12 protein-coding genes are annotated in these 17,854 nt (G+C 63.3%); 10 read left to right on the top strand and 2 right to left on the bottom strand.

Annotated features, from left to right (window positions below; all coding sequences use genetic code 11):
• The first annotated feature begins 106 nt into the window (after positions 1-106).
• The 9 genes from K1X12_RS06290 (at position 107) to K1X12_RS06250 (ending at position 12,614) form a co-directional block, all read left to right on the top strand.
• Positions 107-1,576, top strand: coding sequence for an efflux transporter outer membrane subunit (locus K1X12_RS06290; protein ID WP_220986767.1), 1,470 nt, complete (start codon positions 107-109; stop codon positions 1,574-1,576).
• A 5-nt stretch (positions 1,577-1,581) separates the two neighbouring features.
• Positions 1,582-2,853: an efflux RND transporter periplasmic adaptor subunit gene (locus K1X12_RS06285; protein ID WP_220986766.1), complete on the top strand. Its 1,272-nt coding sequence runs from the start codon at positions 1,582-1,584 to the stop codon at positions 2,851-2,853.
• Positions 2,850-6,071, top strand: coding sequence for an efflux RND transporter permease subunit (locus K1X12_RS06280; protein WP_220986765.1), 3,222 nt, complete (start codon positions 2,850-2,852; stop codon positions 6,069-6,071). Before K1X12_RS06285 ends, K1X12_RS06280 begins: the two co-directional genes overlap by 4 nt.
• Before the next feature lie 89 nt (positions 6,072-6,160).
• Complete coding sequence (locus tag K1X12_RS06275) at positions 6,161-8,404, top strand: M13 family metallopeptidase (protein ID WP_220986764.1); 2,244 nt, start codon at positions 6,161-6,163, stop codon at positions 8,402-8,404.
• A gap of 135 nt (positions 8,405-8,539) precedes the next feature.
• Positions 8,540-8,869, top strand: a complete 330-nt coding sequence (locus K1X12_RS06270) for a hypothetical protein (protein WP_220986763.1) — start codon at positions 8,540-8,542, stop codon at positions 8,867-8,869.
• Positions 8,870-8,983: 114 nt separating this feature from the next.
• On the top strand, positions 8,984-9,577 hold the full coding sequence (locus tag K1X12_RS06265) for a glutathione peroxidase (protein WP_220986762.1): 594 nt from the start codon (positions 8,984-8,986) through the stop codon (positions 9,575-9,577).
• A gap of 113 nt (positions 9,578-9,690) precedes the next feature.
• Positions 9,691-10,872 (top strand): thiolase family protein, encoded by a 1,182-nt coding sequence (locus K1X12_RS06260; protein WP_220986761.1) that lies wholly within the window; start codon positions 9,691-9,693, stop codon positions 10,870-10,872.
• A gap of 19 nt (positions 10,873-10,891) precedes the next feature.
• Complete coding sequence (locus K1X12_RS06255; protein WP_220986760.1) at positions 10,892-11,554, top strand: hypothetical protein; 663 nt, start codon at positions 10,892-10,894, stop codon at positions 11,552-11,554.
• Positions 11,535-12,614 (top strand): DUF2332 domain-containing protein, encoded by a 1,080-nt coding sequence (locus K1X12_RS06250; RefSeq protein ID WP_220986759.1) that lies wholly within the window; start codon positions 11,535-11,537, stop codon positions 12,612-12,614. Before K1X12_RS06255 ends, K1X12_RS06250 begins: the two co-directional genes overlap by 20 nt.
• Here K1X12_RS06250 and K1X12_RS06245 read toward each other — a convergent pair.
• Positions 12,611-13,693, bottom strand: coding sequence for a serine hydrolase domain-containing protein (locus K1X12_RS06245; RefSeq protein ID WP_220986758.1), 1,083 nt, complete (start codon positions 13,691-13,693; stop codon positions 12,611-12,613). The genes K1X12_RS06250 and K1X12_RS06245 overlap by 4 nt on opposite strands.
• A 49-nt stretch (positions 13,694-13,742) precedes the next feature.
• Positions 13,743-14,240 carry an Lrp/AsnC family transcriptional regulator gene (locus K1X12_RS06240; RefSeq protein ID WP_220986757.1) on the bottom strand — a complete coding sequence of 166 codons (498 nt, stop codon included), beginning with the start codon at positions 14,238-14,240 and terminating at the stop codon, positions 13,743-13,745.
• Between the two features lie 127 nt (positions 14,241-14,367).
• Between K1X12_RS06240 and K1X12_RS06235 the strand changes: the two genes are divergently transcribed.
• The gene (locus tag K1X12_RS06235) at positions 14,368-17,829 is read left to right on the top strand and encodes an indolepyruvate ferredoxin oxidoreductase family protein (RefSeq protein WP_220986756.1); all 3,462 of its coding nucleotides are present in this window, start codon (positions 14,368-14,370) and stop codon (positions 17,827-17,829) included.
• The last annotated feature ends 25 nt before the right edge of the window (positions 17,830-17,854 follow it).

Raw genomic sequence — 17,854 nt, 5'->3', positions numbered from 1 at the left:
ACCGAGCACCGATGGATAGTTATTGAATTTCGATAATTTATCATTGACGCTCGGCATGGACAGGCGTATCGGAACCCTCAAGGCAGCCCGGAGCGCCGGATAACGCATGAAAAATTCTTTCCTTTTGGTGGGCACTGCCATGCTGGCTGCCTGCGCCACCTCCCCCGACGCCGTTGAACGGTTCACGACAGACAGGGACGCCCTGTTTGCGACCACCCCCAATGCGCCCTCTGAATGGGCGGCGCGCGGCGTTGCCGGCGTGGCGCCACAAGGCAACTGGCTCGACCAGTTCAACGACCCTGTCATGAGCACGCTCGTCGAAGAAGCGCTCAGCGCCAATCCGACGGTGGAATCCCGCGCCGCCAGCCTGCGTGCCTCCACCGCCTTGTCGCGTGTGGCGCGCAGCGCCCGCTGGCCTTCCCTCTCTGCATCGGCCACGTTCGGTGGCTCCTCCACCGGCGTTGTCCTGCCGGGCGGCGGCGACGACCGCGTGAACAGCGAGATTTACGGCCTTGGCCTCGATGCCAGCTGGGAAATGGACCTCTGGGGCCGCATCTCGAACAGCATCGCGCAGGCCGACGCGGACTATGCGCTCTCTTCGGCAGACCTTGCCGCTACTGAACTCTCGATTGCGGCGCAAACGGCCTCCGCCTGGATCAGCCTCAATGAGGCGCTGGCGCAGGAGCGGATTGCCGTCCTCACCTATGAAGCCCGCCAGCGCGTGGTGGATCTGACAGAGCCGCGCGTGCGCGCGGGCATCTACGGCCCGCTGGAACTGCGCACCGCGCGCAGCACGCTCGCTCAGGCAGAAGCGGCCATCGCCGCCCGCCGGCAGCTTTCGGTACAGGCAGCGCGCCGCCTTGAAGTCCTGCTTGGCCGCTATCCGTCTGCCGAACTCACCGCCCCGGCTCAGATCCCCGAGCTGCCGGAAATGCAGGTTGTCGGAAATCCGGCGATGCTGCTGTCCCGCAGGCCTGACATCGCCATTTACGAAGCCCGCGTGGTGTCGGCCGGCCTGCAGGCGGAACAGGCCCGCATTGCCCTGCTGCCAAGCCTCAGCCTGTCGGCGTCAGCCAGCACCAATTCTGCAGACCTGTCCGATGCGCTCGACCCGGCGCTGATCGCGGCCCGTCTCATTGGCAATCTTGTGCAACCGGTCTTCACCGCCGGGCGCCTCGACGCGCAGCGCGTGGCCGCCATTGCGCGAGCAGAGGCAGCTGTGGCAAACTATGCCGGTGCCGCGCTTGACGCTTGGAGCGAAGTTGAAAACGCTCTGACAGCGGATGTCCTGCTTGCCCGGCAGGAAGAAGCGCAGACCCGCGCGCTTGAAGAAGCCCGCGCCGCAGAAGAGATCGCCGAGCGGTACTACTCCAGCGGCACGGTCAACATCTTCAACCTGATTGATGCGCAGACGCGCCGTCTGACCGCAGAAAGCCAGCTGCTGACCGCCCGTGCGGACCGCGCGCGTAATCGCATCAACTACCACCTCGCGCTCGGCGGCGGTGTTCCAGGCCCGGAACTCGCAACTGAGGATGACCTGTTTGACACTGACGCCGCCGAAAGCGGCAGGAGATAGACGCCATGGGACGCCTTATCGCCATCATCGCACCAATTGCCATTCTCGTCGTCGTCGGCGGCTTTGGCGTTGGCACAGTTATCGCGATGAAACCGGTACCGGAAAAGAGTGACGAGCCGCGCCCCGGTCTCAACGTGTTTGCCGAGCAGGTTCGCACCGGCGACCTGACAGTCACTGTCGACGCACAAGGCGAAGTCCGCCCCAAGCGTGAGATCGTGGTCGCCCCTCAGATTGCCGGCCGTGTCACTTATGTTTCGCCCGACTTTATCGATGGCGGCTTCATCAAGCGCGGCCAGGTGCTCGTCCGGGTCGAGCCGGCCGACTATGAGCTGACGGTCGTGCGCGCCAAATCGGTCGTCGCCAGCGCCGAACAGGGGCTTGCCCGCGAAGTGGCCGAGGCAGAGCTTGCCCAGCAGGATCTCGACAATCTCGGCCTGACGGACGTGTCCCCGCTTGCCCGCCGCGAGCCACAACTCGCCGAAGCCCGCGCCGCGCTCGAAGCTGCCAAGGCCCAGCTCGCCGAAGCAGAGCTCAGCCTCGCCCGTACAGCCGTGGTCGCTCCCTTCGATGGCCGCGTGCGCGAACGGTCGGTGGATATTGGCCAGTTCGTCTCCCCCGGCCAGTCGCTCGGCAACATCTTCGCCACAGATGTGGTCGAAGTTGCCCTGCCCCTGAAAGATGCAGACCTCGGCCTGCTCGGCCTGCCGATCGCCTTTGCCGCCTCGGACAAAGCGCCCGGCCCCAAGGTCGTTTTCTCGGCTGTGGTTGGCGGCAAGCCGCGCACCTGGACAGGCGAAGTCGTCCGCACGGGCGCCGCAATCAATTCCCAGACCCGCCAGATCAACGTCTTCGCCGAGCTGAAGGACCCCTACGGCGCAGGCGCTGACGACGGCGCGCCGATGGCGCCCGGCCTGTTCGTCACCGCCAGCATCGAAGGCGAAGTGGTGAAGGACGTGCTGATCGCCCCGCGCGCAGCCCTCCGCGGGCAGAACAGCCTCTATCTTGGCGACACCAAGGAAGGGAAGCTGTCGATCCGCCCGGTCGAAGTGGTCTACACCAATCAGGACGGCGCCTACTTCCGCGGCGGCGCAGAACCCGGCGAGCTGGCGATCGTCAGCCCGATCCAGGCTGCCTTTGACGGCATGTCCATCACGGTTCTCGAGCGGATGCCCGACGGCACCGTGAAGACGCATGGCGAAGCCAAGAAGAAACCTGCTGATACCGAAGCCGTCGCCGATGCGAGCACGAAGGACGGCACTGAAGGGGGCGCGCAATGAACGGCCTTGTCGCCTGGTTTGCCCGTAACGCGGTTGCTGCAAACCTCCTGATGATCCTTCTCTTTGCGGGCGGTGTCTTCGGATACAGCTCCATGGAACGGGAAATGTTCCCTGTCGTGAAGGTGTCGGGCGCCTCCGTTTCAGTTGCCTGGAACGGCGCCTCCCCGCGCGATGTCGAAGAACAGATCGTCACCCGGATCGAAGAGGCGGTTTCCAGTATCAACGGCCTCGACCGCATCACCTCCATCGCCAGCGAAGGCGTCGGCGTGGTCAACATCAAGGGCCGCGACGACATCGACATGGATGTCTTCCTCGACGAGATCAAAATCCGCGTCGACCAGATCAACAATCTTCCGCAGGCCGCCTATCGCCCGCAGGTGACGCGCTGGGAGCAGCGCAACTGGTTCTTCGGCATGGTGGTCCATGGCGATGTCGACCAGAAGACCCTGCGCCGCATCGGCAAGAAAATCCGCGACGACGTTGCCCGCCTTCCCGGCGGGGAGCTGGCCGTCCTGCAAGGCTCGCCCGACGAGCAGGTGAGCATCGAGGTCGCCGAGGAATCGCTGCGCCGCTACGGCCTGACACTTGCCGAAGTCGCCAATGCCGTGCGTCAAAACTCCATCAACTCCTCGGGCGGCCGGATCGAATCCCCCGTCGGGGATGTCGGCATCATGTCGCGCAATCTCGCAGACACGGCCGAAGAGTTCGGCAGCATCATCATCCGCCAGACCACGGACGAAGGCACGGTCCGCGTGTCGGATGTCGCCGATGTCATTGACGGCCTCTCGACGGACAAATTCAGCGCCACGTTCAACGGCCGCAACACCGTCTTCGTGATGGTGCCCGAGCCAGACCAGATGGACATTCCGCGCTATGCCGCTGGCTTCCGCGACTTCATCGAGCGCGCCAACGATCCGTCCAACGGCATCCTGCCGGAAGGCATGAAGATCGACATCCTCTGGGACGATTCTGAAACCTTCAATGCCCGGATGGACCTGATCACCACCTCTGCCCTCCAGGGCACGCTGCTGGTGATGCTCGTCCTCATCCTCTTCCTGCGCCCCATGGTGGCCTTCTGGGTCACGGCCGGCATCATCACTGCCTTTGCCGGCGCTGTGATGCTGATGCCGTTCTTCGGCGTCTCCTGGAACATCCTGTCCACCTTCGCCGTGCTGCTGGTGATCGGGGTTATCGTCGATGACGCGATTGTCGTCGGCGAGAACATACACAGGGAAGTCGAAAGCGGGCGACGAGACGGCATCGATGCCTCGATCATCGGTACGCAGCTTGTTCTCAAGCCGGTTATCTTCGGTGTGCTGACGACCATCATCGCTTTCCTGCCCTGGGCCTTCATCACCGGCCCGACGCGCATGTTCACCCAGCAGATCAGCTTCGTGGTCGTGGCCGCGCTGGCGATCTCGATTGTGGAGAGCATGTTCATCCTGCCCAACCACCTGTCTCACATGAAGAAGCAGGAGTTCGGCGGGCGCACGGGCCGTTTCATGTCGATGCAGCGCAAGATCGCCGACAGCATGCTGTGGTTCGCCAACCACTATTACAAGCCTGTGCTCGAAGTCGCCATTCGCATGCGCTATGCGACGGTCACCTTCTTCTTCTGCCTGTTTGCGATCGCCGTTTCGATCCAGGGAACCGGCGTCGTGCCATTCAAATTCATGCCGGAAATCGAGGCAGACCTCATCCGGGTGAATATCGAAATGCCCGATGGTACGCCCTATGAGCGCCTGCTCCAGGTGCGCGACCAGCTGCGCAACGGCATCGATACGGCAAAGGCCGAGTTCAACACGGAATATCCCGGCGTCGAAAAAGGCCTCATCCGCGATGCATCCGTCATCGCATCGGGCCGCCAGATCCAGGCCTTCGTCGGCCTTGTCCCACCGGAACATCGCCCCGAGACGATCCGCTCCAAGGACATTGCCGAGCGGATGCGCGAAAAAACGGGTGAAATTCAGGATGCGGAGAATATCGACTTCGCCTTCACCTTCAACGAGGCCGACACCGGCGTCCAGTTTGCGCTCAGCCATCAGGATCTTGAACGCCTGCGCGCCGCGGCAGACTATCTGAAGGCACACCTGGCCACCTATTCGGAAGCCTACGACATTTCGGACAACCTCTCCTCATCGGCTGAGGAAATCCGCATCACGCTGAAGCCCGGCGCCGAGTCCCTCGGCATCACGCTCAGCGATGTCACCAGCCAGGTCGGCCAGGCGTATTACGGCTTCGAAGCCCAGCGCCTGCCCCGCGACGGACAGGACGTGCGCGTCATGGTCCGCTTCCCGGAATCGGCGCGCGAGGATCTCGACAGCCTTGAAACCCTGCGTGTGCGCACGGCTGATGGCCGCGAAATCCCGATCACGCAGGTCGCAGACTTCGAATTTGCGCCCGGTATCAACCGCATCGTCCGCCGCAATCGGATGCGCTCGGTCACTGTCTCTGCTGAAATCTTCGGCGATGGCGGCCGCGGCCAGATCATGGGCGCAATGGAGAAGGATTTCTGGCCGGAGTTCCGCAAGGAGTTCCCGGACGTGATCCGCGGTGAGGCCGGCGGATATGAAGAGCAACAGCGCTTCTTCGCCGAAGTCGGCCGCCTGCTGATGATCGCTGTCGGCGCGATGTATATGCTGCTGGCCATTGCCTTCCGGTCCTACTCTCAGCCATTGTTGCTGATGATGGCCCTGCCGTTTGCCTATTGCGGCGCGGTGTTCGGGCTCGCCATCAGCGGCGTGCCGATGGCTATGTTCGCCTTCTTCGGCATTGCGGCTGCCGCTGGTGTCGTCATCAACGACAACCTCGTTCTGATCGACTATGTGAACCGCAGGCGGGATGAAGGCGCCGGCGCCGTTCAGGCCCTGGTGGATGCCGGCGTCTCCCGCTTCCGCCCGATCATCCTGACTTCGGTGACCACCTTCGTCGGCATCCTGCCGTTGATGGCAGAGAAGTCTGTGCAGGCACAGTTCCTGAAGCCGATGATCGTCTCGCTGGGCTATGCGGTCGCGTTCGCGCTGTTCGTCTCTCTCCTCATGGTTCCCGCGCTCTACGCTGTCGGTGTCGAGATCGGACGCATCGTCCGCTGGACCTGGGGTGGCAAGCCTTACCGCCATATCGGTGAAGGCTACACCGGACAGGTGACGCTGGATGAAGAAGCCCTTATGGGTACGAGTCAGGGCGGTGGTCACGGGTCTCCCCAACCGGCGGAATGATCCGGGATGCGCCTGCCAATAATCCGTCCGCAGATGGCCGGGGCCTCCCGGCCATCTGTGATCTTTTGCAAACCCTCGGAGGACCGAAGATGAAACGTTTGCTTCTTGGCGCGGCCGTTGCCGCGCTGGCGACAGCCTGTGCAACTGCGCCGGATGCGCCGCCTGCAGCGGAGCTCAGCTCCGCTACCCCAACCACTCCTGCGCCCGCCACCGAGCCCGCGTCCGAGCCGGAAGCCACGGCAGCACCGAAAAAATTCCTGACCGCCGAAGGCCTCGAACTGTCCGCCCCCGACACCTGGGGCGCGTGGGGCATCGATCTCACCACCGCCGACAAGTCCGTCGCCGCCGGTGACGACTTCAACAATTTCGCCAATGGCACCTGGATCTCCGGCTTCGAGATCCCGGCAGACCGCTCCCGCTATGGCGCCTTCGATCTGCTGCGCGAGAAATCGGAACAGCGCGTACGCATCATTATCGATGACCTTGCTGCCACGACCCCTGCCCTGGACACGCCGGAAGGCAAGATCGCCGCTTACTACAACGCCTATCTCGACACGGCTGTGATCGATGCCGCAGGCCTTGATCCGGCGCAGCCCTATTTCGACAGAATCGACGCCATGACCGGCCTGGAAGACCTGGCCGTCCTCACCGCATCGGTCGGCTTTGCTTCGCCGATCGGCGGCTATGTCTTCGTCGATGACAAAGACCCTGAAACCTACATTTTCCAGATGGGCCTCAGCGGCCTCGGCCTGCCGGACCGCGATTATTATCTGAAGGATGATGAAAAATCGGTCGAACAGCGCGCCAAATATGTCGAGCTCCTGACCGATCTTCTCGGCAAGGCTGGCTATGCCGACCCCGCCGCTGCTGCAGCAGACGTGATGGCCTTCGAAACGGCCCTTGCGAAAACCCATTGGGACCGCGCCCTCTCGCGCAATCCGGAGATCACCTACAACAAGGTGACCAGCGATGAGTTCTACGCCATGGCGGGCGCTTTCCCTGCCAAAACAGCGCTCGACACCATCGGCGTCGGCGCAGAAAAGAACTTCCTCGTTGCGCAAATTCCTCCGACAGCGGAAGAACTGGCCGCGGCCGGCATTTCGGCAGAGGACGCCGCCAAGCTCGGCGGCGGCTTCCCCGCCATGTTCCAGCTTGCCAGCGAAACCTCGCTTGACACCTGGAAAGCCTATCTCAAGGCACACTTCCTGATCGACCATTCCGACGTTCTGCCCAAGGAAATCGACGACGCAGTCTTCGCGTTCTATGGCACCACGCTGCGCGGTCAGCCTGAGCAGCGCGAGCGCTGGAAGCGCGCCGTGTCTGCCACCGAAGGCGTCCTGGGTGAAGCCATCGGCAAAGTCTTCGTCGAGCGCTACTTCCCGCCGGAAAACAAGGCTGCCATGGATGACCTCGTGGTCAACCTGCGCAAGGCCATGGCGGTCAATCTCGACGAGCTGACCTGGATGAGCGGCGACACCAAGGTGAAGGCGCACGAAAAACTGGGCAGCTTCAACCCGAAGATCGGCTATCCGGAAAAGTTCGAGACCTATGACACGCTCGTGGTTGGCTCCAACGCGCTTGACAATTCCATGGCCGCCAGCAAGTGGGCGATGGAGGACAACCTGTCCGATCTCGGCACGACGGTCGACAAGACCCGCTGGTTCATGACCCCGCAAACGGTCAACGCCTACTACAATCCGAGCTTCAATGAGATTGTGTTCCCGGCCGCAATTCTGCAGCCGCCATTCTTCAATCTCTCGGCCGATCCGGCTGTGAACTACGGCGCGATCGGCGGCGTGATCGGTCACGAGATGGGCCACGGCTTTGACGACCAGGGCGCCAAGTTCGACGCCACCGGCGCGCTCAACAACTGGTGGACACCGGAAGACCAGGCAGCCTTCCGCCTCCTCGGCGACGCGCTCGTTGCCCAATACAACGGTTACTGCCCACTCGATGACGGCAAGACCTGCGTCAATGGCCGCCTGACCCTCGGCGAGAATATCGGCGACCTTGGTGGCCTTTCGATGGCCTACAAGGCGTACCAGCTGAGCCTCGACGCCAATGGCGACGGCGCTGTCAGCGAAGACGAAAAAGCGCCTGTCATCGACGGCCTCTCCGGCGACCAGCGCTTCTTCCTCGGCTGGGCCCAGGTCTGGCGCGCGAAATACCGGGATGAAGCCAAGCGCCAGCAACTGCTGACCGATCCGCACTCGCCGCCGGAATACCGGATCAACGGCATCGTGCGTAACTTCGACGAATGGTACGACGCGTTCGGCGTGGGTGAGGGTGATGCCCTCTACCTGCCGCCGGAAGAGCGCATCCGCATCTGGTAACCGGCCTGGTTGCTGACGTTTCGATGGTTGACCGGGCAATTGAATTTGCCCGGTCAACTAGCTTTTAACCCCGGCTTTCGTATTCATGATCATAGTCGCGATACGCTGCGGCATGATTCTTGCTTTGAGCTGGGAATGACATTTCTGATGCGTCTCTTCGGGGGCCGGAAAGCCGGTACCATCAACGCCTCCCGGATAGAGAGGGTGACCTCTTCCCGTTCGAAGGAGGACTTTGCGCGCCCCGTCCGCTCCCAGGTCTACCGCGAAGTCACCGTTCATCTCGAGTCCGGCTACAGCCGCAAAGGCATCGTGCTCGACTATTCGGATAACGGACTGCGCATCCGCTTCCCGACCAATGAAACGATGCCCCGCTTCCTGAAGGTCAGCGCCGCCTCAATCGGCATGGATGGGCGTGCCCAGCTTGTCTGGCAGAAGGGCTCCGAGGTCGGCCTCAAGCTGATCTGACGCGCAGATCGCGCAACAAGTTTCAAACCTCACGCGTTTTTCATCTCTCCCGGGGATGACGCGGCGCCCGTGCGCCCTATACCTTATGGGGCAGTTCCACGGGAGATTTGCGCCATGCGCCTTGCACTGCTTGCCCTTGCCGCCGCCCTGACGACCGCCTGCTCGCAGGCGACCGCCGGCCAGCCCGAGACCAAGCCTACCGCCACTCCCCCAGTCGAAGAGGCCGCCGCGCCCATGACCGCGACCGAATTTCTCTCCATCGATGGCAAACCGCTCGACCTTACCCACCTCGGCGCCAAGGCCATCCTGGTGGTAAACACCGCCTCGCGCTGCGGATACACGCCCCAGTATGAAGGCCTGCAAACCCTTTATGAGGATCGCAAGGCCGATGGTCTGGTCATTGTCGGCGTCCCCTCCAACGACTTTGGCGGACAGGAGCCGGGCACCGAGGAGGACGTGAAATCCTTCTGCGAAATCAATTACGGTGTCACCTTCCCGCTGACGAAGAAATACGCCGTCATCGGCGCCTCCCAGCACCCCTTCTACAAGGCCGCCGTCGCCACGCTGGGCGATCCTGCCCAGCCCAAATGGAACTTCCACAAGATCCTCGTCAGCGCGGACGGTATCCCGCTCAAGGCCTACCCCTCTTCGGTCAAGCCAAACGACAAGGGCCTCGCTGCCGATATCGACGCCGCCCTCGGCACCTGACCGCGTTCCCGGCCAGATCCCGCCAACCGTCCCGGCCTTGACGAAACGGCATGTCCGGCGCCTAAGTCTTGCGCGCTGCACAAAAACTTAAACGTCAGGAAGGAACGCGTCCCATGTCAGAGAAAGATCCCGTCGTCATCGTCGGTATGGCCCGCACCCCTATGGGTGGCCTGCTCGGCGAACTCGCCAGCTTCTCCGCCAATGAGCTTGGCGCCCATGCCGTCAAAGCGGCCACCGCCGAAGCCAAGCTGGGCGACACCGAGATCGACGAAATCATCATGGGCAACTGCCTGCCCGCTGGCCAGGGCCAGGCCCCTGCCCGTCAGGCTGCCATCAAGGCTGGCCTCGACAAGAAAACCGAAGCGGTCACCATCAACAAGATGTGCGGCTCGGGCATGCAGGCCGTCGTTCAGGGCCGCAACGCCCTCCTCGCCGGTGAAGCCAGCGTCATCGTGGCGGGCGGCATGGAATCGATGACCAACGCGCCCCACCTCATCACCCTGCGCCAGGGCCACAAATACGGCGCCGCCCAGGCGCGCGACCATATGGCCACCGATGGCCTGGAAGACGCCTATGAAGGTGGCCCGATGGGCAACTTCGCCGACATGATCGCCCGCGAATACCAGTTCACGCGCGAACAGCAGGACGCCTATGCGCTGGAAACGCTGCGCCGCGCGCAGGACGCTACCAAGGCCGGCAAGTTCAAGCGCGAAATCGCGCCCGTCACCGTGAAAACCCGCAAGGGCGAAACCGTGGTCGACACCGACCAGCTTCCCCGCGAAGCGATGCCGGACAAGATCCCCACCCTGCGCCCCGCCTTCAGCAAGGATGGCACGGTCACCGCCGCCAACGCCTCGGCCATTTCCGATGGCGCCGCGGCTGTCGTGCTGATGCGCGAGTCGGAAGCCAGGAAACGCGGCCTCAAGCCCATTGCCAAGATCGTCTCGGCCTCCAGCCATGCGCACGAACCGGCCTACTTCACCACCGCCCCCGTGCCCGCCATGAAGAAGGCGCTCGATAAGGCCGGCTGGAAGGTCGAGGATGTCGACCTCTGGGAAGTCAACGAAGCCTTCGCGGTTGTCCCGATGATCGCGATGAAAGAGCTCGGCATCAGCCATGACAAGCTGAACGTGAATGGCGGCGCCTGCGCCATGGGCCACCCGATCGGCGCCTCCGGCGCCCGCGTGCTCATCACCCTTCTGGCCGCCATGGAAGACCGCGGCCTCAAGAAAGGCATGGCCTCCCTCTGCATCGGCGGCGGCGAAGGCATCGCCATGGCTGTCGAGCGCGTCTGATTAACAGGCGCACGCGGCCATGCCGCTGCAAAACCGCGCTGATCCGTTCGGGCTGCTGCACGCAGTGCCCGAACGGGGCGCCTTCATGGGCAATCGGGGCGGCTGCTTTCACCGGGATGACCAGTCCCTGAAAGCCCGGCAATGGGCCAGCCAGCGCTGGATCATCTGCCGGCTGGACTTCAAGGACCGGCGCCGCCAGCTGATGCGGCCCGGCCATTACACCGAACTCTTCTTCCTGGACGAGCCGACCGCGCTGGCGGGCGGCCACCGTCCCTGTTTCGAATGCCGTCGGGCCGAGGCGGTCGCCTTTCGTGATGCGCTTATCCGAGCCGGAGAGCTGCCCCCCGGCGCGTCCATCACGGAAGTCGACGCCCGCGCCGCCGGCGAGGTCCAGCAGGTTCTCAGCGGCAAACGCCCCCGCCGCGCAATCACCCCCACCACCCTGCCCGATGGCGCCATGTATGCCGCCGAGGAGCGCGCCTGGCTTGTCTGGCAAGGCCTTGCTTATGCTTGGAGTTTCAGCGGCTACGGCGCTTCCCGGCCCCTGCATGAAGCGGGAGTGGGGTTAACGCCGGAAATCATATGCGGCGCACTAAATTCGGGCTATTCACCAGCGACGCACACGTCTATCGGTAGTGCGCAGGGCATAGGAGCACAACCGGGTGGCGCCATCGCAGGATGACATCCTCGCGCATTTTCGCGAGCAGGCCGGCTTCTGCGCGGCGCTCGGCTCGCCCTTCATGCAGGCGCTCTGCCTCGCCATGGCCACCGACATTGAAAAACGCGGCCCCGTCTCGAAGCTGGTCAAGGGCTGGAAGGGCAATCCGCGCCGCGACGCGCTTTCCCTGCGCATTGCCGGCTTCCTGCATTATTGCGTTCTCAGCGGCGCAGCCCCGCAGCTTGCCGCAGCCTATCCGGCCGCCAATCCCGACTGGACGATGGAGCAGGTCTGGCCGGTCGCCCGCGCGCTGCTGGCAGAGCGGGCCACAGAAGCCGCCCTCTTCATCCAATCGCCGCCGCAAACCAACGAGACGCGCCGCGCCATCGCCTTGCTGCCCGGATTCCTGAAGACTGCCAGCCTTTATCCGGGGCCGATGCACCTGCTGGAACTGGGCGCGAGCGCCGGCCTCAATCTCAATTGGGACCGCTTCACCTACAAGACACACCGCTGGGAGCTTTCCGGCGAGCCGAGCATCGAGATCGACACCGAATGGGATGGTCCGCCTCCGGATCATTTGGACATTGCATTCAATATCGTCTCGCGCGCCGCCTGCGACCAGAGCCCCATCAATGTGAACGAGCCGGACGCCGCCCTGCGCCTTGCCTCCTATTTCTGGCCCGACCAGCCAGAGCGCCTTGCCCGGCTGGACGCGGCGATGGATCTGGCGCGTCGCACGCGCGTTTCTGTTGACGCTGCCGATGCCGCCGAATGGCTGGCCGCAAAGCTTGCCGCCCGCCCTGAAGAAGGCGTCACGGTCGTCTATCACTCGGTCTTCCTGCAATATCCGCCAGCCGAAACGCGCCGCGCCCTGCAGGCGATGCTGGAAGAAGAAGGCGCCGCCGCAACGTTCGAGCGCCCCCTCGCCTGGCTTTGTTTCGAACCGGGCGCCTTCTTTCAGGGAGAAGATCAGGTCGGCATCGATCCGAATGACTTCATCACCTATCTGCGTGTCTGGCCAGATAACGAAACCCACCGGCTGCTTCGCTCCGATGGGCACGTCCGCCGCGTTCAGCCGCTCTAGGGCGTTCCGGTCTTTACCCACTCAATCAATTCACCCGTCAGCTTACGGATGGCCGCATCTGCGTCCTTGCCGGCCTGATTGGTGTTGACGATGATCACGGCGCCCGGCTCGGGCAACACCACCACCTGAGACAGCCACATCGTGTTCGATCCCGCATGAAGGTAAGCCTTGCTGCCATCCTTTCCCGTCTGCACGCCCCAGCCGAGCGCATAGTCGGATGCCGCATCCGGATAAGGCGTCATCAGCTTCTGCCGCATCGCGGCGGGCAGCGCGTCCGGCCCCTCCAAAAAGCTCAGCAGCAGGCGGGCATGGCCTTCCAGGCTGATATGCGCGGTGCCTGCCGAGGCAAAGGCCGGCGCATTATCAGCCTCCTGACCAAATCCGGCAGGCTTCATCCCGCCGAGCAGCGTCGGCTTGTGCCCCTGAATGGCCTTTGGCGGCCCGAAACCAAATCCCCGGCCTGCGCCATCGGGTGCCTGTTTGATCACCAGCCGCCACATCAGCTGCTCATAGGTCTCCCCTGTCCCGGCCACCTTCTCCATCGCGCGGCCCGCGATGATGTAGCCAAGATTGGAATAGACGAACGCGCCGCGCGTTCCCGGTGGGCCTTGTTTCAGCGTGGCATCCACCAGCTTCGCGCGCTGCCGGGCCACCGGCTCGCCATTGCGGCCCGCGCCCAGCATCCAGAAGCCACCCGGATTGGCCGCTGCGCCAGAGCGGTGGGCCAGCAGCTCCTCGATCGTCACGTCCCGCCAGCCGGGCGCCAGGTCGTCGCCTTCGAAAATCTCGCCAAGGGTCATGCCCCAGCGCGCCCCTCCTGCATCCACAAGACGGCCCCAGCCTAGCGCTGTCAGCATCTTTGTATTGGACCCAATGTGCCAGGCGTCACCCGGCGCGACCGGTTCGCCGCCCTTGGCCCGCGCGCCCGTCACCGCCAGGGCGAGGATGCCATCTTCCGGCGTCGCGATCACGGCCCCGACGCCGACCAGCCCGTATTCGGTCTGCGCCGCGCTCAGGATGTCCCTGAGATGTCCCGATTTGTCACTGTTTGTCTCTGAAAAGGCACTCTGCGTACTCAAAAATACACAGAGTGATATCAAAACGACCCGTTTCGACAGGCCCGCGAGCCTAGTCGCTGGACTTTGCCGTCTGCCGGACCAGCCCCAGTGGAAGCGCCGTGGTTTTCTTGGCAACCCGGATAACGATCCGCGACTGAACATCCGAAACCAGCTTGGAACCCAGCAGTTTGTCTCGCAGGAAGTTGTCATAAGCATGCATGTCCGTTGTTACGATATGCATGGAATAGTCTACGGCACCGGTCACAGTCATACATTCGACCACTTCCGGCCAGACCTGCACCAGCGCCTCGAAGGCCTCCAGGTTCTCCTTGCTCGGCAGGGCCAGCTTGACGCTGGCGATGACCTCGAAATTCAGGCCCAGCGCATGATTGTCGATCAGCGTGACGCGGCCCTTGATGAATCCGGCCTCCTCCATACGCTTGATACGGCGCCAGCAGGGCGACGAAGAAAGCCCCACACGCTCAGCAATTTCCGCGACGGACAAGCTGGCATCATGCTGGATCAGGTCCAGAATTCGGGCGTCGATGGCGTCAAGCTCTTGGGACAATTTGCCAGGAACCTCTCTTTTGATAGAATAATATTCCCGGAAATAACAAAACTCTCGCAAGATAGGCAAGCAATTTCGTTCGATTTTCCCAATAATATGCCGCAGGCGCCCAAAGGACTCGTCTGCCATGAAACATCGTGAAGTTACGCTGGACGACAAATACGAACTTGTCGAGGGCAAGGCTTATATGACCGGCATCCAGGCGCTCGTTCGCCTGCCGCTTGATCGCAAGCGTCTCGATGCCGCTGCGGGCCACAAGACAGGCGGATTCATCTCGGGTTATCGCGGCTCTCCGCTGGGTGGCTACGACCAGCAGCTGCGGGCCATCCAGAAACTGCTGGACGCCCACGACATCAAATTCTGGGAAGGCCTCAACGAAGACCTCGGCGCCACCGCCGTTTGGGGTTCCCAGCAACTCGGCCTGTTCCCCGGCGCCCGCCTCGATGGCCTGTTCGGCATCTGGTACGGCAAGGCGCCCGGCGTTGACCGCACAGGCGACGTGTTCAAGCACGCCAACGCCGCCGGCACCTCGCCCCTGGGCGGCGTCCTCGCCGTCGTCGGCGATGACCACAACTGCAAATCCTCCACCCTGCCCTCGCAATCGGAATATGCGATGGCAGACGCCGAAATCCCGGTCCTCAATCCCGCCTCCATCCAGGACGTGCTGGACTATGGCATCCATGGCTGGGAAATGAGCCGCTTCTCCGGCGCGTGGGTCGGCCTCACGGCCCTCGCCGACACGATGGACTCCGGCTCCGTCGTTGACGTGACGTTGAGCCGCCTCTCCATCCAGAAACCAAGTTTCCAGCTGCCAGAAGCCGGTGTTCATATGCGCCGGGGCGACATCCCCCTCAGCAAGGAAGCGCGCCTGCGCCAGATCAAGCTGCCCGCCGCCCAGGCTTATGTCCGTGCCAATCGCCTGGATCATGTCATCCTGCCATCACCCAATCCACGCATCGGCGTGATCGTCACAGGTCAGGCCGCGCGGGACGTGTTCGAAGCGCTCGCGGCCATTGGCCTCTCTGCGGAAGACGCAGGCCGCCTTGGCCTCAGCATCTACAAGGTGGCCATGCCCTGGCCACTGGAGCCGCAAGGCATCCGTGAGTTCTGCGCGGGCCTTGAGCGGGTCGTAGTGATCGAACACAAACGCCCGCTGATCGAAGCGCAGCTCAAAGCCGCCCTCTACGATCTGCCCGAAAGCCGCCGACCCATCATCGAAGGCAAGTTTGACGCGGAGGGCCTCCCTCTTCTCTCGGATATTGCCTCCCTTAGCATTCCGGAAATCGCCAACGCCCTGATGCGGATCGTCCCGTCAGGCTGGGACACCTCCCGCGCGGAGGCCTACTTTAACCGTGTGGGCAGCGCGAGCGAAGCCGCGCGCACCAACGCCTCCCCGACCGTGCGCTCTCCTCACTTCTGCTCGGGCTGCCCCCACAATACGTCCACCAACGTGCCCGACGGTTCCCGCGCGCTGGCCGGCATTGGTTGCCATTACATGGCGAACTTCATGCCGGACCGGAAAACCGACATGACCAGCCAGATGGGCGGCGAAGGCATTGCCTGGGTTGGCCAGCACTGGGCGACCGATGAGAAACATGTCTTCGTCAATCTTGGCGATGGCACCTATTCCCATTCCGGCTCCCTCGCCATTCGCGCCGCCGTCACCTCCGGCGCCAACATGACCTACAAGATCCTCTACAACGACGCCGTGGCCATGACTGGCGGTCAGCATGTGGAATCTGGCCAAACGCCTGCGCAGATCGCCCAGCAGGTGGAGGCCGAAGGCGTCCGCACCATCCGTATCGTGACGGAAGACCCCACACGCTATGCCGCTGTGCGCGGCCTGCCCCGCAGCGTGAAGATCTATCACCGCGACGACCTTGAAGACGTGCAGATGGAACTGCGCGAAACGCCCGGCGTGTCGGTCATCATCTATGACCAGATGTGCGCGACGGAAAAGCGCCGCCGCTCCAAGCGCGGCATGATCAAGCCGGACCGCGTGCGCACCATCATCAACACCGAAGTCTGCGAGGGCTGTGGTGACTGCTCAGTGAAATCGAACTGCCTCTCGGTCGAGCCGGTGGAAACAGATCTTGGCCGCAAGCGCCGGATCAACCAGTCAAGCTGCAACACCGATCTTTCCTGTCTCAAGGGCTTCTGCCCGAGCTTCATGACCATTCAGGATGGCGAGCCCGCCTGGGAAGACCAGCCGCGCCTGACTTTCGATGCAGATGGCCTGCCTCTGCCTGAAACGCCGAGCCTCGCCCAGCCCTGGAACGTCCTCTTTACGGGCGTTGGCGGAACGGGCGTGACCACGGTTGCCGCCGTGCTGGCCATGGCCGCGCATGTGGATGGCAATGCCGCCTGCACGCTGGACATGACCGGCCTTGCCCAGAAAGGTGGCCCGGTGCTCAGCCATGTGCGCTTTGCGCGCGAGCCGGAAATGATCTCCACCGGCCGCGTGCCGCCGGCCAGCGCAGACCTGATCATCGGTTGCGATCTTGTCGTGGCCGCTGCCGGCGACGCGCTGAACCTGATGGACCCGCAGCGCACCGCGGCCTACGCGAATTCTGACGTGACGCCGACTTCGGAATTCATCCGCAACCGGTCGAAGCGCTTCGAGAGCGATCTTCTCTCCGCGCGGGTGAAACGCCAGTCGGCTGAGTTTGGCGCATTCGACGCGGAAGCCCTCGCGGTCGGCTATCTGCACGACGCGATCTACACCAACATGATCATGGTGGGTTACAGCTGGCAGAAAGGCAAAGTGCCTGTCAGCCTGCGCGGGCTTTACCGCGCAATCCGGCTGAACGGCACGAAGGTCGAAGACAATATGTCCGCGTTCAATATTGGCCGCCTTGCCGCCGCCGCGCCGGAGCGCCTGGCGCCCCAGCACGATCCCCGCGGCCATGTGGAGCAGAAATCCCTGAATGAGCTGATCGAGGATCGTACAACGCGCCTCGTGGCCTATCAGAACGCCGCCTATGCCGATCAATACCGCGCAATCGTCAGCGAAGTGCGCGCGGCCGAAACAGCTGCCGGACTCGGCGAGAACCTGACGCGCGCCGTGGCCACCTATGCCTACAAGCTGATGGCCTACAAGGATGAGTATGAAGTCGCCCGCCTCTATACGGACGGGAAGTTCGCCAAGCAGCTCGCCAGCCAGTTCAAGGGCGGCAAGCTCCGCTTCTGGCTCGCCCCGCCGATCATCGCGAAGAAAGATGTGCACGGCCATCTGGAGAAGAAGCATTTCGGCGCCTGGATGTTCACCGGCTTCCGCGTGCTTGCCAAGCTCAAGGGCCTTCGCGGCACAAAGCTCGATATTTTCGGCCGCACCGAAGAGCGCAAGATGGAGCGCGGCCTGCGCGACACCTATCTCGCCAACATGCGCCGCATTGCATCCGAGTTGACGACCGGAAACCACACGCTGGCCGTCGAGATCGCCCGCGTGCCGGACGAAATCCGCGGCTTTGGCCATGTGAAGGAAGCCGCCGTCGAAAAGGCCGCCGCCCGCGAAACAGAACTCTGGGCCGGCTGGCCCACCGGCAAACTGCCGAAAGCAAAGGTCTCTCTTATCGCCGCTGCTGAGTAGCCTGGCCGCTTACCGGCTGCTCGCC

The organism is Hyphomonas sediminis (assembly GCF_019679475.1).
Classification (GTDB): domain Bacteria; phylum Pseudomonadota; class Alphaproteobacteria; order Caulobacterales; family Hyphomonadaceae; genus Hyphomonas; species Hyphomonas sediminis.
Note: the sequence above shows the minus strand (reverse complement) of the source record. Positions and strands in the feature narration are given on the sequence as shown.

Excerpts from the sequence above, each read along its gene's own strand:
- K1X12_RS06290 (WP_220986767.1), top strand. The coding sequence starts at position 107 with ATGAAAAATTCTTTCCTTTTGGTGGGCACTGCCATGCTGGCTGCCTGC.
- K1X12_RS06285 (WP_220986766.1), top strand. The coding sequence starts at position 1,582 with ATGGGACGCCTTATCGCCATCATCGCACCAATTGCCATTCTCGTCGTC.
- K1X12_RS06280 (WP_220986765.1), top strand. The coding sequence starts at position 2,850 with ATGAACGGCCTTGTCGCCTGGTTTGCCCGTAACGCGGTTGCTGCAAAC.
- K1X12_RS06275 (WP_220986764.1), top strand. The coding sequence starts at position 6,161 with ATGAAACGTTTGCTTCTTGGCGCGGCCGTTGCCGCGCTGGCGACAGCC.
- K1X12_RS06270 (WP_220986763.1), top strand. The coding sequence starts at position 8,540 with ATGACATTTCTGATGCGTCTCTTCGGGGGCCGGAAAGCCGGTACCATC.
- K1X12_RS06265 (WP_220986762.1), top strand. The coding sequence starts at position 8,984 with ATGCGCCTTGCACTGCTTGCCCTTGCCGCCGCCCTGACGACCGCCTGC.
- K1X12_RS06260 (WP_220986761.1), top strand. The coding sequence starts at position 9,691 with ATGTCAGAGAAAGATCCCGTCGTCATCGTCGGTATGGCCCGCACCCCT.
- K1X12_RS06255 (WP_220986760.1), top strand. The coding sequence starts at position 10,892 with ATGCCGCTGCAAAACCGCGCTGATCCGTTCGGGCTGCTGCACGCAGTG.
- K1X12_RS06235 (WP_220986756.1), top strand. The coding sequence starts at position 14,368 with ATGAAACATCGTGAAGTTACGCTGGACGACAAATACGAACTTGTCGAG.